The 15,785-nt window shown below is 30.6% G+C and carries 14 protein-coding genes; 13 read left to right on the top strand and 1 reads right to left on the bottom strand.

What is annotated here, in order from left to right; translation table 11 throughout:
- Nucleotides 1–61 precede the first annotated feature (61 nt).
- Together secA and prfB are read left to right on the top strand one after the other, a co-directional pair.
- Nucleotides 62–2,569, top strand: a complete 2,508-nt coding sequence (secA, locus tag RH99_RS01325) for a preprotein translocase subunit SecA (protein ID WP_010233341.1) — start codon at nt 62–64, stop codon at nt 2,567–2,569.
- Between the two features lie 22 nt (nt 2,570–2,591).
- Nucleotides 2,592–3,696, top strand: a protein-coding gene (gene prfB / locus RH99_RS01320) for a peptide chain release factor 2 (RefSeq protein ID WP_138990554.1) whose coding sequence is annotated in 2 segments (ribosomal slippage) — nt 2,592–2,669 and nt 2,671–3,696 — 1,104 coding nt in all. Because the reading frame shifts where the segments join, the coding sequence is not laid out codon by codon here.
- Nucleotides 3,697–3,956: 260 nt separating this feature from the next.
- Here the strand turns inward: prfB and RH99_RS01315 are convergent.
- A complete protein-coding gene (locus RH99_RS01315; protein ID WP_010233335.1) occupies nt 3,957–4,391 on the bottom strand; it encodes an HAD hydrolase-like protein in 435 nt (144 codons plus the stop codon).
- A gap of 329 nt (nt 4,392–4,720) precedes the next feature.
- On the opposite strand from RH99_RS01315, the gene RH99_RS01310 reads away from it, so the two are divergent.
- From RH99_RS01310 to RH99_RS01260, 11 genes are all read left to right on the top strand, one after another.
- The gene (locus tag RH99_RS01310) at nt 4,721–5,374 is read left to right on the top strand and encodes a precorrin-2 dehydrogenase/sirohydrochlorin ferrochelatase family protein (protein ID WP_010233332.1); all 654 of its coding nucleotides are present in this window, start codon (nt 4,721–4,723) and stop codon (nt 5,372–5,374) included.
- 206 nt (nt 5,375–5,580) lie between these two features.
- Nucleotides 5,581–6,786: an ROK family protein gene (locus tag RH99_RS01305; protein WP_010233329.1), complete on the top strand. Its 1,206-nt coding sequence runs from the start codon at nt 5,581–5,583 to the stop codon at nt 6,784–6,786.
- A gap of 78 nt (nt 6,787–6,864) precedes the next feature.
- Entirely contained in the window at nt 6,865–7,080 is a 216-nt protein-coding gene (gene thiS / locus RH99_RS01300; RefSeq protein ID WP_010233327.1) for a sulfur carrier protein ThiS, read from the top strand.
- Entirely contained in the window at nt 7,070–7,900 is an 831-nt protein-coding gene (locus tag RH99_RS01295; RefSeq protein WP_010233324.1) for a HesA/MoeB/ThiF family protein, read from the top strand. The genes thiS and RH99_RS01295 overlap by 11 nt, the downstream gene beginning before the upstream one ends.
- 4 nt (nt 7,901–7,904) lie before the next feature.
- On the top strand, nt 7,905–8,312 hold the full coding sequence (locus tag RH99_RS01290) for a M67 family metallopeptidase (RefSeq protein ID WP_010233321.1): 408 nt from the start codon (nt 7,905–7,907) through the stop codon (nt 8,310–8,312).
- Nucleotides 8,313–8,345: 33 nt separating this feature from the next.
- Complete coding sequence (locus RH99_RS01285) at nt 8,346–10,649, top strand: ferredoxin-like domain-containing protein (RefSeq protein ID WP_010233318.1); 2,304 nt, start codon at nt 8,346–8,348, stop codon at nt 10,647–10,649.
- Between the two features lie 107 nt (nt 10,650–10,756).
- On the top strand, nt 10,757–11,986 hold the full coding sequence (locus tag RH99_RS01280; protein ID WP_010233315.1) for an O-acetylhomoserine aminocarboxypropyltransferase/cysteine synthase family protein: 1,230 nt from the start codon (nt 10,757–10,759) through the stop codon (nt 11,984–11,986).
- An 18-nt stretch (nt 11,987–12,004) separates the two neighbouring features.
- The gene (gene cysC, locus RH99_RS01275) at nt 12,005–12,610 is read left to right on the top strand and encodes an adenylyl-sulfate kinase (protein ID WP_010233312.1); all 606 of its coding nucleotides are present in this window, start codon (nt 12,005–12,007) and stop codon (nt 12,608–12,610) included.
- A gap of 51 nt (nt 12,611–12,661) precedes the next feature.
- Entirely contained in the window at nt 12,662–14,347 is a 1,686-nt protein-coding gene (locus RH99_RS01270; RefSeq protein ID WP_010233310.1) for an adenylyl-sulfate reductase subunit alpha, read from the top strand.
- The gene (locus RH99_RS01265) at nt 14,331–14,645 is read left to right on the top strand and encodes a 4Fe-4S dicluster domain-containing protein (protein ID WP_010233308.1); all 315 of its coding nucleotides are present in this window, start codon (nt 14,331–14,333) and stop codon (nt 14,643–14,645) included. Before RH99_RS01270 ends, RH99_RS01265 begins: the two co-directional genes overlap by 17 nt.
- Nucleotides 14,646–14,703: 58 nt before the next feature.
- Nucleotides 14,704–15,732 carry an aliphatic sulfonate ABC transporter substrate-binding protein gene (locus RH99_RS01260; RefSeq protein ID WP_010233307.1) on the top strand — a complete coding sequence of 343 codons (1,029 nt, stop codon included), beginning with the start codon at nt 14,704–14,706 and terminating at the stop codon, nt 15,730–15,732.
- The last annotated feature ends 53 nt before the right edge of the window (nt 15,733–15,785 follow it).

Genomic DNA, 15,785 nt, shown 5'->3' with positions numbered 1-15,785 from the left:
TATAATTTATTGAGTATAATATTTTTTTGTACAATTTATAAATATAGTGAGGATGAATTCAATGGGAATTTTAGGAAAGATATTTGGGACTTACAGCGAAAGAGAAGTTAAGAGGATTATTCCAATTGTAGATAAAATAGATAGTTTTGATGAGAAAATAAAAATTTTGAGTGATGATGAACTTAAGGGAAAAACCAATGAGTTCAAAAATAGACTTAAAAATGGTGAAACATTGGATGATATTCTTCCAGAGGCATTTGCCGTAGTAAGAGAAGCTTCATTCAGAGTATTAGGTATGAAGCATTTTAGAGAACAGTTAATTGGCGGAATTGTGCTTCATCAGGGAAGAATTTCTGAAATGAAAACTGGTGAAGGTAAAACATTAGTTGCTACATTGCCTACATATTTAAATGCATTAACTGGTAAGGGCGTACATATAGTAACTGTAAATGACTATCTTGCAAAAAGAGATAAAGAATGGATGGGTAAAGTTTATGAGTTCCTTGGGTTAACTATAGGAGTTATACTACATAATTTAAATCAAACTGAGAGGCAGGAAGCATATGCTTGTGATATAACTTATGGAACTAATAATGAATTTGGTTTTGATTATTTAAGAGATAACATGGTTATATACAAAGAAGAAAGAGTACAAAAACCATTAAACTATGCAATTGTAGATGAGGTTGACTCAATTTTAATAGATGAATCTAGAACTCCTCTTATAATTTCTGGTGAAGGAGATAAATCAACAGAGTTTTATAAGGTAGCAGATGGTTTTGCAAAAACACTTAAATCAGATGATTATACAGTAGATGAGAAATCAAATTCCGTAATATTAAATGATTCAGGAGTGGAAAAGGCAGAAAAATTTTTTACTCTAGAAAATTATGCAGATCCTTCAAATATGGAGATTCAGCATCATTTGTCTCAGGCATTAAAAGCTAATTATATGATGAAAAAAGACAAAGATTATATGGTTAAAGACGGAGAAGTAATTATAGTAGATGAATTTACTGGAAGACTTATGGAAGGTAGAAGATATAGTGATGGTCTTCATCAGGCAATTGAGGCAAAAGAATCAGTAAAAGTTCAAAAGGAATCAAAAACTCTTGCTACTATTACATTCCAAAATTATTTCAGATTATATGATAAGCTTTCAGGAATGACTGGTACTGCACTAACGGAGGAAGTAGAGTTTAGAGAAATATATGGATTAGATGTTATTGTTATACCTACGCATAGAGATGTTGCAAGAAAGGATTCTCCAGATTTAGTTTACAAAACAGAATTAGGAAAGTTTAATGCTATAGTTGATGAAATTGCTGAAACCAGTAAGCTAGGTCAACCAATACTTGTAGGTACTGTAAGTATAGAAAAATCAGAAGTCCTTTCCACACTCTTGAAGAAAAAGGGAATAAGGCATGAGGTGCTTAATGCTAAATATCATGAAAAGGAAGCAGAAATAATATCTCATGCAGGCGAAAAAGGAAGTATAACAATAGCTACAAATATGGCTGGTCGTGGTACTGATATTAAGCTTGGTGATGAGGTTGTAGAACTTGGTGGACTTAAAATAATTGGTACAGAAAGACATGAATCAAGACGTATTGATAATCAACTTAGAGGACGTTCTGGACGTCAAGGAGATCCAGGAAGTTCTAGATTCTATGTATCACTTCAAGATGATCTTATGAGGATATTTGGTTCAGACAAATTAAGTGGTATGGTTGACAGACTTGGACTACAAGATGATGAGGCAATTGAAAGCAAAATGGTAAGTAATGCAATAGAGAATGCACAGAAAAAAGTTGAAGGTAACAACTTTGATATAAGAAAAACTTTATTAAAATATGATGATGTAATGAATCAGCAGAGAGAGATTATGTATAATCAAAGATCACAGGTTCTTGAAGGGGAAGATATGAAGTCACAAATTCAAGCTATGATTAAAGATCTTGTGAATGGTTCTGTGGATTCACATTTAAGTGATATAGAAGAAAATATAGAAGAAGATTTATTACACTTAATTGAATTTTTAGAAGATATATACTTACCAAAGGATTCGGTTACAGTTGATGAATTGAAGGTAATGTCAAACGAGGAAATTAAAGAAAAACTTTTAAAAATGGCAATGGATATTTACTCTGAAAAAGAAGAAAGCTTTGGATCTGAACAAATGAGAGATATAGAAAGAGTAATTCTTTTAAGGGTAGTAGATACAAAGTGGATGGATCATATAGATAATATGGATCATTTAAAGCAAGGTATGGGGCTTAGGGCTTACAGACAGCAAGATCCCGTTCAGGCTTATCAGTTTGAAGGAAGTCAAATGTTTGATGAAATGATTCAAAATATTAAAGTTGAAACCGTGAAATATTTATACCGCGTTCAAGTTGAAAGAGCTCCTGAAAGATTGAGAGTGGTTAGAGAAACTGGTACAAATCATGGTGATACAGAAGGTGTAAGAGAACCAATAAGAAGAAAAGAAGAGAAAGTTGGCAGAAATGATCCTTGTCCTTGCGGATCAGGAAAAAAGTATAAGAATTGTTGTGGAAGAAGAGCATAGATAATTAAAGGATGTGATTGTGATGCTTATAAAACTTGACCAGTGTTTAGTGGATATAAGATTACTTGAAGAAGGAATACAAGAAATAAGGGATTCACTTTGACTTATCTTCAATGAAAATAAAAATTGAAGAACTTGAAAACAATATGCAAGAACCTGGATTTTGGGATGACATGAAAAAAGCTCAGGAAATAACTCAGAAGTCTAAAGGGTTAAAAGACAGAGTAGAATTATTTAACGCTTTAGAAGAAAGGTTAGAAGATGCTAAAATATTGATCCAAATGTGCCAAGAGGAAGAGGATGAAAATATTTTAGATGAAATAGTTTCTGAGATTAATAACTTAAAAGTATCTATAGATACTTTTAGGGTAGAAATTCTTCTGGCAGGACAATATGATAGAAATAATGCTATATTAGATCTTCATACTGGAGCAGGAGGAACAGATGCTCAGGACTGGACAGAAATGCTTCTTAGAATGTATACACGGTGGTCAGAGTCGAAAAAATTTAAAGTTGAAACTTTGGATTTATTACCTGGAGATGAGGCTGGAATTAAGAGTGTTACGTTGAAGATAACTGGGGAGTTTGCCTATGGATATTTAAAAGCAGAAAAGGGAATTCATAGATTGGTAAGAATATCGCCTTTTAATGCAAATGGTAAGAGACAAACTTCCTTTGCTTCTGTAGAAGTTTTACCAGAACTTACAGAAAATCAAGATATAGATATAAAATCAGATGATTTAAGAATTGATACCTATAGAGCTAGTGGTGCTGGTGGACAGCATGTAAATAAAACTGAGTCTGCAATAAGGATAACTCATATTCCAACAGGAATAGTAGTTCAATGTCAGAATGAAAGAAGCCAGCATTCTAATAAGGAATCAGCTATGGTTATGCTTAAAGCGAAACTTGTTGAACTGAAAGAAAGAGCTCATAAGGAAAGGATAGAGGATTTGACCGGTGAACTAAAGGATAATGGATTTGGAAGTCAGATAAGATCCTATGTCTTTCAACCCTATACAATGGTTAAAGATCATAGAACTGGTGTAGAAACGGGAAGTATTGATTCAGTAATGGATGGAGATATAGATAATTTTATAACTGAATATTTAAAGCATAATACCTAATAAGGCATATGAAAATAAATAACAAGTTAAAGATGCGACGTATATTTAGAAGTCAACAAGGAAATAGGTTCCGCAGATAGTGAGCTATCTGCGGGTTCTGTTGACGCGGTGGGATTCAAAATAGACTAGCATACTGACTAGTTATTTATTTGAATGTGCCTAAAATAAAGAGCAACTTAATTAATAAAAGTTGCTCTTTATCTTTTATTTATGAAAAATTGTAATAAATCATAAGTTACATAAATAAAATAATATATAAATTAATTGAAATTTAATATAGATGAATTAACATTAGAAAAGTTAGGAACCATTTTATCTGCAATACTTGTTGGAATGTTATTTCCTATGCCAATAGCTGACATGTTAAGCATTTTTGCATCGTTAAGTCCATCTGTTTCATTATCAAATACAACACAGTTTTCAGGAGAAATTTTAAGTCTTTCTGCAGTTCTAAGAAGTAGAGGTTTAAAATTTAAATTTAAATCTCCATTATCTAAAATAACGTCAAAAAAATCTTCAAGTTGTAGAACCTTTAGAACATCTACTATAGTAGTATTTTTAGAAGCAACACCTAATTTCATACCTGACATTCTTAAATTAATTAAAAATCTTTTAATATCTCTTAATCCAGTTGAATTTTTAGAATAATTTAAAATGTAGTCAAGGTGAAAAATACATCCTTCTATTTTTTTCAAAATTACACCCCCATCAATTGAGATTGATATAATTATATCAATCTATTATCATGTAATAATAGTTTTTATATAATAAATTTACAAGATGTATTAAATAATTGAAATATTACTCACTTCAATTCTATTATAGTACAAATTAACATGAATATTACATATGTTAAGAATAATTAACATATATACATATAATTTAGGTATAATAATTAAATTAAGAGTATATATTTGATTAATTTCAATTAATTTCAATTAATATATCATATTAAAATCAAATTAGAATTTTAATATATATAATATTTAACACTTACATATTAATAATGAAAGGATGTAATTATATGAACAAGTATTATCCTATAATGCTAGAAGTAAAAAATAGAAAATGTGGAGTAATTGGAGGTGGAAAAGTTGCTTATAGAAAGATAATTTCACTGCTTGAATGTGGAGCTAATGTTATAGTTATATCTAACGAAATAATAGAAGATATCAGAATATTAGTAAATGAAGAAAAAATTAAATATTTAAATGATAACTATAATTTTAACTATATTTCTGATTTATATCTTGTATATGCTGCAACTAACGATAGAATTGTTAATAAGGAAATATATAGAAGATGCAGTGAGAAGAATATTCTTATAAATGTAGTAGATCAACCTGATATTTGCAACTTTATAGTACCATCAAAAGTTCAAAGAGGAGATTTGACAATTTCAGTATCTACAAATGGAAAGAGTCCAATGCTTTCTAGAAAGATAAGACAGGATTTAGAAGAAATCTACGATGACAGATATGAAGTTTTTTTGGATATTATGGGGGAAGTGAGAAAAAAAGCATTTAAGGTTTTAAAAGACAATAAAAAACGAAGTGAATTTTATAAAACTATAGTATATTCTGATTTTATTAATAGATTATCTGTTGAAAAGAGGGAGTTTATAGAAGAAGAAATAATGGAAATATTAAAACATTATGAAAATAATATAAAGTTATAAGGTTTTATATAAAACCCATTGACATATTGTCAAATATACTTTAAAATAAACAATAACGTAACAAAGCCATAAAAACAAAGTAGAATACTTGGTAATATTAACTGATAGTATATATGGAGAGTGTGGGGAAGGTATCATTACCTATATGTTAGATTGTTAAGACTTTTTACCATCTTGGAAAAAACAATAGTACAGGGAGTTTAAGCATGACAAAAGTTATTGATAAATTTAAAAATATGAGCAAGGATGCTAAAGATATCTTCAGTATTGTTCAAAAAAATGGTTCATTAACAAAATCACAAATACTCGATTTAACAAAACTTAAATTGACAACTTTAAATCGCATTATAAATCCTATTATTAAGAATAAATTAATTGTTGAAACAAGTATAGGTGAATCAACGGGGGGAAGAAGACCTACCTTATACGATGTAAACAATATTGATTATGCGATTATTGGAATAGATATCTCTAGATTGTATACACAAATTATTTTTACTGACTTAAAACTTGGTATAATTTACAAAGAACGTTTTAATATGGATAGTTCCTATACTCCAGAAAAGACGGTATGTAGAATAACAGAAATATGTGAAAAGGCAGTTCTTATGACTGATTTAAAAAGACGAGAATTAATTACAGTAGGACTTGGAACAGTTGGGCCTTTGGATATACAGAAGGGAATAATGAAAAGTCCAGTAGGCTTTATAGCGGATAATTGGACAAGTACGCCTATAAAGAAAATGTTAGAAAAAAGGTTATCTTTAGAAGTTTATATGGATAATGGTGCAAATTCAGCCGTTACATTAGAAAGTCTATATGGATATGGAAAAGATTTAAAAAATATTGCATATTTTAATTTTGGTATGGGAATACGAACTGGTGCTATATCTGATGGAAACATAATAAGGACAATTAATGATGTGGAAGATGCATTTGCACATATGGTAATAGATGTAGATGGGGAAAAATGTAGTTGTGGAAATTATGGATGTGTTGAATGTTATTCTTCAATAAAATCTATTACTAAGAATTTCAAGAAGAGAATTATAAATGGAGAAACTACCACTATACAAAAACCAATAGAGGATATTAATTATATAGACATAAGTTTAGCAGCGGAAAATGGAGATAGATTAGCAGTTGAAATTATAATAAAAGCAGCAGAAATATTTGGGACAGGGTTATCAAATTTTATAAATTTATTAAATCCAGAGTTAGTTATTTTAAGTGGACCATTAATAATGGTATCACAATTATTTTATAAGGTTAGTGTGAATACAGCTAAACAAAAATGTTATTTAAGCAAGCATAGTAATATTTTTTTTAATAGAGGTGGATACTTTAAAGAGGATGCTATATCTTTAGGAGCGGCTGCTATTGCCATTGAAAATTTGCTGAAGTCATATTAAAATAGATAAAGAGTCAATGATTGATAAATGTTATGTATTAAATTTTAAATATATAGTTATTATAAGAGGAGGACAATTATGAAAGTCAAAGTGAATGGTGAATTTAAAGAAATAAAGGATGCGGTAACAATAACTGAAATATTAAAAATTGAAGATGTAGAAATGCCTGATATGGTTTCAGTTCAGTTAAATGGTGAATTTGCTGAAAGAGATAAATTTGATACAACAGTAATTAAAGATAATGATGAAATAGAATTTTTATACTTCATGGGGGGTGGAAGCATTGGATTTTAGTGAAGAGCAGATAGAGAGATATTCAAGACATATTCTTTTAGAAGAAGTTGGAGTAGAAGGACAGGAAAAACTGCTTAATTCAAAGGTTCTTATTATAGGAACTGGAGGTCTTGGTGCACCTGCAGCTATGTATTTAGCGGCAGCAGGGATAGGTACTATTGGACTTGTTGATGGAGATGAAGTAGATCTTTCTAATTTACAAAGACAAATAATTCATCAAACTAAAGATGTAGGTAAGCTTAAGGTTCAGTCAGGTAAAGAGACTATAAATGCTATAAATCCTGATGTAAATGTAATTACATACAATGAATATGCTACTTCAGAGAATATATTAGATATAATAAAAGATCAGGACTATGATTTTATTCTAGATGGAACAGATAATTTTCCAGCAAAATTCTTAATAAATGATGCCTGTGTTCTTGCTAAAAAACCATTTTCTCATGCGGGAATAATAAGATTTCAAGGACAGCTTACTACTTATATACCAGATAATGATACACCATGTTATAGATGTATTTTCCAATCACCACCACCAGCTGGGGTTGTACCAACTTGTAGAGAAGCAGGTGTAATAGGTGCTATGGGAGGTATAATAGGTACTCTTCAAGCAATGGAGGCAATTAAATATTTATTAGGTCTTGGAGAAACTTTAGCTGGATATCTTCTAACTTATGATGCTTTAAAGATGGAATTCAAGAAAATAAAGATAAATCACAATAAAAAATGTGGAGTATGTGGTGACAATCCTACTATTAATACATTAATTGATTATGAACAAGCAGCGTGTGATTTGAAAACTGGGAATTTAAAAGGGTGATAATATGATTTATATAGAAAAATTAGAATATGAAAAAATCGTAAATCAGGCTAAAAAAGAATTTCCAAATGAATGTTGTGGATTTCTTGCGGGGAATAAAAAAGAAGAAGATGTGTTTATAAAAGTAGCATATCCACTATTTAATACAGATCAAAGTAGTGAACATTTTTCTATGGATCCAAAGGAACAATTTAAAACTGTAAAAATTATAAGAGAAAACAAAATGGAGCTAATTGGGAATTATCATTCCCATCCATATACTCCATCACGTCCTTCTGAGGAAGATAAAAAACTTGCTTTTGATCCGAGAGCTATCTATGGAATTTTATCGCTTGAAAAGGAAGAACCAGTTTTCAATTTGTTTAAAGTAGACAAAGGCAATGTAGAAAAGCTTAAATATGAAATTATCTAGGACAATAAAATTTAATTGTGTGGAGGGATATGTATGATAGAAGTAACTCAAGAACATTTTAAAGCTATAGAAGACTTTAAAGAAAAAGCAGAACAATATAAAAAGGGTGAAATAGATCCTCTTAGATTTAAAGCTTTCAGAGTCTCTATGGGGGTTTATGAGCAAAGAGAAAAAGAAACATACATGGTTAGAACTAGGGTTCCTGGCGGCGTTATAAACTTTAAACAGTTTCAAACAATAAATAATATTGCTAAAAAGTATGCTAATGGAAGAATTCATCTTACATCTAGACAGGATATACAATTCCAAAATGTTAATCTTGAAGATGTTTATGATATGATGACTGAACTCATAAAAGTTGGAATAATTACTAAGGGTACCGGTGGAAACACTGTAAGAAATGTAGAGTGTGCACCGCTTTCTGGCGTTTCAGTAGACGATGTATTTGATGTAACACCATATGTTAAAGAAGTTACTGACTACTTAATAAAAGATCCTTCAAATATGAATCTTCCAAGAAAATATAAGTTAGCTTTTTCAAATAGTCCAGAGGACACAGCAAATGCTACAATATCAGATCTTGGCTTTATAGCTAAGGTAAAAGATGGTAAAAAAGGCTTTGAAGTTTATGGTGGTGGTGGATTTGGTGCAAATCCAAGGGTATCATTAAAACTTGCAGATTTTATTGAAGATAAAGATACAATATATTATGTTCAAGGAATGAAGGAGTTATTTGAAAAAGAGGGAGACAGATCAAATAAAAATAAAGCTAGAATAAGATATATTGTTGCAAGACTTGGCGAAGAAAAATTTATTCAGCGTTTTGAAGAAGAACTTGCAAAAGTAAAGAATGAAAAAAATCTTGATGTTAATATAGATGAACCTTATGAAAAATATGATGTTGACAATATAGAATCAATTGATAATGGATTTAAAAATATAATTTTCCCGCAAAAACAGAAAAATTATTACTCAGTGTATGTGCATCCTCAAAGTGGTAATCTTACTTCAGAAGATTTAGATAAAGTTTTTAACTTTGTAGACGCTTTAGATTATGGAACTTCAATAAGAGTAACAAATACGCAAGGATTTTTTGTTAGAGATTTGAAAGAAGAAGATTCAGTTAAACTATCTAATGTAGTGCTTGGGTTTGCATCTAAGTTTAATATAGATAATTCTATAACTTGTGCAGGAGCATCTACTTGTCAATTAGGACTATGTCTTTCACAGAATCTTTTAAAGGGAATAAAAGAAGAATTTAAGGATGCTACTGAAGATATAAAGGATGCTCTACCAAGACTTTATATATCAGGATGCCCAAATTCCTGTGGAGTTCATGAAAAGGGAAAGATAGGATTAAGTGGAAGAGCCACTAGAACAGAAGATGGACTTGTACCGATGTATTCTATTTCCTTCGGAGGAAAAGTTGGCATTGGTGGTGCAAAGATGGGAGATGTTTATGGAGATATACCTGCTAAAAAGATTCCTAAATATCTTTATAAATTAGCTGAGATAAAGAGTAAATCTTCCTATGATGATTTTGATGATTTCATAGATAACAGTAAAGAAGATATTAAAGCATTAGTAAAAGAATTTAGTTCTTTAGATAGCTTTGCTGAAAACTCAGATCTTTACTATGATTTTGGAGCTTGTAATAAGTTTACGTTAAAGGGACGAGGCGCTGGAGAGTGTAGTACTGGTGTAATTGATGTTATTAAGCTTGATCTTTCTAATGCAGAAGGAGCACTACAAAAATATAAAAATAGTAATGAAGATGCTGATTTATATTCTTCAGCGGTATCATCTGCTAGAGCACTTCTTGTACTAAATGGTGTAGACACAAATAAGGATAGAGAGATTTTTAATGCTTTTAAGAAAGATTTTGTTGAAACAGGATATGTAAAGCCTGAAATAGCAGGTTTATTTGATACTCTTATAGATTATAAGATAGGTGACATAAAGAATATAGATGATAAAGCAGAGGATATAGAATATCTTTTCAGTAAAGTAAAAGCTATGTATGATTCATTAAATGGTCAGCTTCACATAACTCTTCCCAAAGAAGTGGATAAGGAAGAAGAGAGTAAAACTCCAGAAAGTAAAGAAGAAAATAAATACGAAGTAATTGATTTTAGAGGAGTAAAATGTCCTATAAACTTTGTAAAAGTTAAGGTGGAATTAGCAAAAATAAAATCTGGAGATAAGAAAGGATTTTATTTAGATGATGGTGCACCTATAGATAATGTACCAAAGAGTGTAGAAAAAGAAGGACATAGAATAGTAGATATTGACACTAATTATGAAGGATATAATTTGCTTGTGGTAGAGAAAAAGTAAAGAAAATATTGTCAGTAATTTTTAATAAAAAATTTATTTTATCTACATACTTTTATTATATGATTATTAGAGCAATAAATGTTAATTTATAATGGTGGAGGTTGTATATGAATTTTAATACTAAACTTATTCATGGTAATCGTAAAGAAGATGAAAATGGGGCAACTAACACCCCAATTTATCTTTCAAATGCATATGCTCATAACTCAGCTGAAAAGCTTGAAAGCATATTAATGGGAACTAGTATGGGTTATGCATATACTAGAATTTCAAATCCTACAGTTACTTCTTTTGAAAGAAGAATTGCTAGTATAGAGGGCGGAATGGTTGCTACATCAGCAGCTTCAGGAATGAGTGCAATATATCTTGCCATTACAAATATAGTAGAAACAGGTGATGAGATAATTGCCTCCAGTGGTCTTTTTGGTGGAACTTATACTTTAATGAGAAATTTAAAATCTTTTGGGATAAGTGTTAAATTCCTAGATATTATAAATGAAGAAACCTTAAAAGAAAATATCACTGACAATACAAAATTAGTATTTGCAGAAACTATAGGTAATCCAAAACTAGATGTTTTAGATATAGATGCAGTTTCAAAGGTTTGTAAAGACAATAATGTAATTTTTATGGTTGATTCTACTGTAACTACTCCATATCTTATAAAACCACTTGAGCATGGAGCAGATATTGTTATACATTCTACTTCTAAATACATCAATGGTACTTCCAATTCTATAGGAGGAATTATAGTAGATGGTGGTAGCAATAAATATAACAGTGACAGATTTGAAAATTTCAAGGATTTTACTAAAAAATACGGAAAAATGGCATTTACAGCAAAGCTTAGGAGTACTGTTGGAAGAGATTTAGGGGCAGCATTATCACCAGTTAATGCTTTCTTAAATCTTACAGGAGTTGAAACGCTATCACTTAGAATGAAAGAACATTGTAAAAATGCAATTGCTGTGGCAGAATATCTTAGTGAAAATAGTAAAGTGGTTTCTGTAAATTATCCTAAGCTTAAAAGTTCAAAATACTACGATTTAGCTGAAAAATATTACAGTAAAGGTGCAAGTGGAGTTTTAACTTTTAGGTTGGGGACAAAAGAAAATGCATTTAAATTTGTAAACAATTTAAAACTCATATCAAATTTAACTAACATAGGTGATACCAAGACATTAATTATACATCCATCTTCTACTATTTGCGCAGGTAACACAGAAGAAGAAAAAGAGCAAATGGGAGTTTATGATGATTTGTTAAGAATGTCTGTTGGAATAGAGGATATAGAAGATATAATAGCTGATATTAAAAATGCTTTAGAGCAGATATAGCAAATATGAGGTGATTGTGTGGCAATTAAGGCAACAAATATAGTATGGCAACAAACAAATGTAAGCAGACAGGATAGAGAAAAACTTTTGAAACAAAAGGGTGTTCTTATATGGTTTACAGGACTCTCTGGATCTGGTAAATCAACTGTTGCAACTATGCTAGAAAAGAAGTTACATGATCTGGGAAAGCTTACATACTTACTAGATGGTGACAATGTAAGACATGGATTGAATTCTGATCTTGGATTTTCTAAAGAGGATAGAGTTGAAAATATAAGAAGGATAGCCGAAATTTCAAAATTATTTGTAGATTCAGGTGTTATTACTATAGCAACTTTTATTTCACCATTTATAAAAGATAGAGAAGCTGTTAGACAACTTTTAAAAACAGACTTCATAGAGGTGTATGTAGATTGCCCATTAGATGTCTGTGAAAAAAGAGATCCAAAGGGAATTTATAAAAAGGCTAGAAAAGGTGAAATTAAGGATTTTACAGGAATAGATTCACCTTATGAGCCACCTATTAATCCAGAGATAACAGTACAAACCCATATAAACAGTTTAGAGGAATGTGTATCTAAAATTATAGATTATCTAAAGCTTAATGCATCTGAAAATAAATAATAATTTAAAGATGTCCTAATAACTAAACAGATTTAAAGTGAGGATAACATAATGAGATTAAAACCTAAAATTATTAGCACTGATATTCTTATAATAGGTGGAGGTGCTGCGGGATGTTTTTCAGCTCTTGCAGCAGCTAAATCAAATGCAAAAATAATAATTGCAGAAAAGGCAAACATAAAAAGAAGTGGGTGTCTTGCCGCTGGAGTTAATGCATTAAATGCCTATATAACAAAAGGTGAAACACCTGAATCATTTGTGGAATATGTAAAAAAAGAGTTTAATGGAGTAGTTAGAGAGGATCTTGTCTATTCCATTGCTAAAAGACTTAATAAAGTTACTAAGGATATAGAAAATGAAGGCCTTCCTATTTTAAAAGATGAAGCCGGTGAGTATGTAACTAGAGGTAAGAGAAGTATAAAGATAAATGGTGAAAATATTAAGCCAATACTAGCAGAAGCAGTTAGAAAAATAGAAAATGTACAGATTATAAATAGATTAAATATTATAGATTATATTAAGAAAGATGGAAAGATAATAGGAGCTTATGGATTCTCATTAGATGAAGATAAACTTTTCGTTATATATTCTAAAGCTGTAATATGCACAACTGGAGGCGCAGCTGGTATTTATAAGCCTAACAATCCTACATTTTCAAGACATAAAATGTGGTATAGCCCTTTCAATACAGGAGCAGGCTATGCAATGGGTATAAGAGCTGGAGCGGAAATGACTACCTTTGAAATGAGGTTTATAGCCCTAAGATGTAAGGATACAATAGCACCTACAGGAACTATTGCCCAAGGGGTTAGAACTCCCCAGGTAAATGGAATGAAAGAAGTTTATGTAAATAAATATGGTAAGCCAACAACAATTAATAGATTATATGCAACTGTTATGGAAAACCTAAATGGGAAAGGTCCTTGTTACTTAAAAACTACAGGTATAACAAAAGAGCAAAATCAGGAACTATTAAAAGCTTATCTAAATATGGCACCGGCACAGACTTTAAAGTGGATAGAAAATGGAACTTCACCAGCTACAGAAGATGTAGAAATTGAAGGAACAGAACCATACATAGTTGGAGGACATACAGCTAGTGGATATTGGATAGATACTAATAGGAAAACAACTTTGGATGGGTTATATGCAGCTGGAGATGTAGCAGGAGGTAGTCCTAAAAAATATGTAACTGGATGCTTTGCAGAAGGTGAAATAGCTGCTATAGAAGCACTTAAATATATAAAACATATAAATATTGAAGAAGTTTCAGAACATGATATTAAAGATGAATTGAATAAGATTAATAGATTCTTCGAAAATGAATTTTCTTTATATACTATAGAAGAAGTAGAAGAGGCTATGCAGAAAGTAATGGATGAGTATTCGGGTGGTATATCTGAAAATTATAGATATAGTAATAAAAAATTAAGCATAGCAGCAAAGAGAATTGAAGAACTTATTGAAATAGCTGAAAAGCTTAAGGCAAAAGATATTCATGAATTACTTTTTATTTACGAGGTTATTGATCGACTATATGTAGCAAAAGTATTAATATGTCATTTACTAGCTAGACATGAAACTAGATGGAAATGTTATCAGGAAAATGAAGATTATCCACAAAAGGACGATGAAAATTGGTCACAATATGTGAATTCTGTGTATAAAGATGGAAATGTGAAAATTATATTGAGAGATTTAGTGAGAAAGGAAGATGTCTATGAGCATAAAAATTGATTCTAATAAATGTGTAGCCTGTGGAAAATGTATAGATGTCTGTCCTGGAACATTAATATATAAAGATGAAAATAAGAAGGCTTATATAAAATATGAGAAGAATTGTTGGGGTTGTACAGCTTGCCTAAAGGAATGTAAGGTAGCGGCAATTAAATACTACCTAGGAGCTGATATAGGTGGAAATGGCGCCAAATTACATGTAGAAGAAAAAGGTGAAGTTTTAAACTGGCATATTGTTGATAAGAAGGGTAAAGAGGCTATAATATCTACTAATAGAAAAGAATCAAATAAGTATTAGAAAATTAAATGTTTCTATAATTATTAGACTAATTTACTTGCCTAAGAGGGGGCGTAAGATGAAAAGAAAAAAAAGCTTATTTTTACTTATTGTGATTATAACTATTAGTTTATTAGTTGGCTGTGGAAATGTACAAAATACCAGTGATAGTTCTACTTTAAGAGTTGCATATTTCCCTAACATAACGCATACACAGGCTTTAATCGGTATAAAAAATGGAGAATTTCAAAAGGAATTAGGTAATACAAAAGTTGAATGGAAACAATTTGATGCAGGAGCTTCTGAACTTGAAGCTTTTCTTGCAGGAGCAGTAGACATTGGATATATAGGACCAGGACCAGCAATAAACGGATATACCAAATCCAAGGGAGATATACAAATAGTTAGTGGAGCTGCTGATGGAGGTGCAGTGCTAATTGGTAAGAAGGGTACTACAATAAAAAGTGTAAAGGACTTATCTGGTAAAAAAGTTGCTATACCTCAATACGGAAATACTCAGGATTTATGTCTTAGATTTTTACTTCAGAAAAACGGATTAAAAGATGCAGCAAAGGGTGGAACTGTTGAAATAGTGCAAACAAATAACTCAGATGTACAATCTTTATTGGAAAATGGTTCTATTGATGCCGCGTTAGTACCTGAACCTTGGGGTGCCACATTACAGGAAAAAATAGGAGCTTCAATAATATTAGACTATAATCAGATATGGAGACAAGGTAACTATCCTACAGCGGTTATAGCAGTAAGAAGAGAATTCCTACAGCAGCATCCAGACATAGTAGAAAAATTTCTAAAAGCACACTTAGAATTAACTGAGTATACAAATAAAAACAAAGAACAAGCTGCAGATATGGCTAATGATGAATTTGGTGTTTTGACTAGAAAGCCATTATCTAAAAATGTTCTAAATACCTCTTTTAACAGGTTAAATGTTACTGTAAATCCACAAGTACAGGCTACAAAGGACATGATTGATATGTCTATAAAAGCAGGTTTTATAAGACAAAAATATGATGATAAAGATTTATTTAAATTAGATATTCTTAACAAAATTTTAAAAGAAAAAGGGCAAGACACTATCAATTAGGCATATGAAAATAAATAACAAGTCAAAGATGCGACGTATATTTTGAAGTCAAC

Origin of the sequence: Clostridium arbusti SL206 (assembly GCF_000246895.1) — a bacterium.
Lineage (GTDB): Bacteria > Bacillota > Clostridia > Clostridiales > Clostridiaceae > Clostridium_I > Clostridium_I arbusti.
The sequence above is the reverse complement of the archived record's forward strand: the minus strand, read 5'-3'. Positions and strand labels throughout refer to the sequence as shown.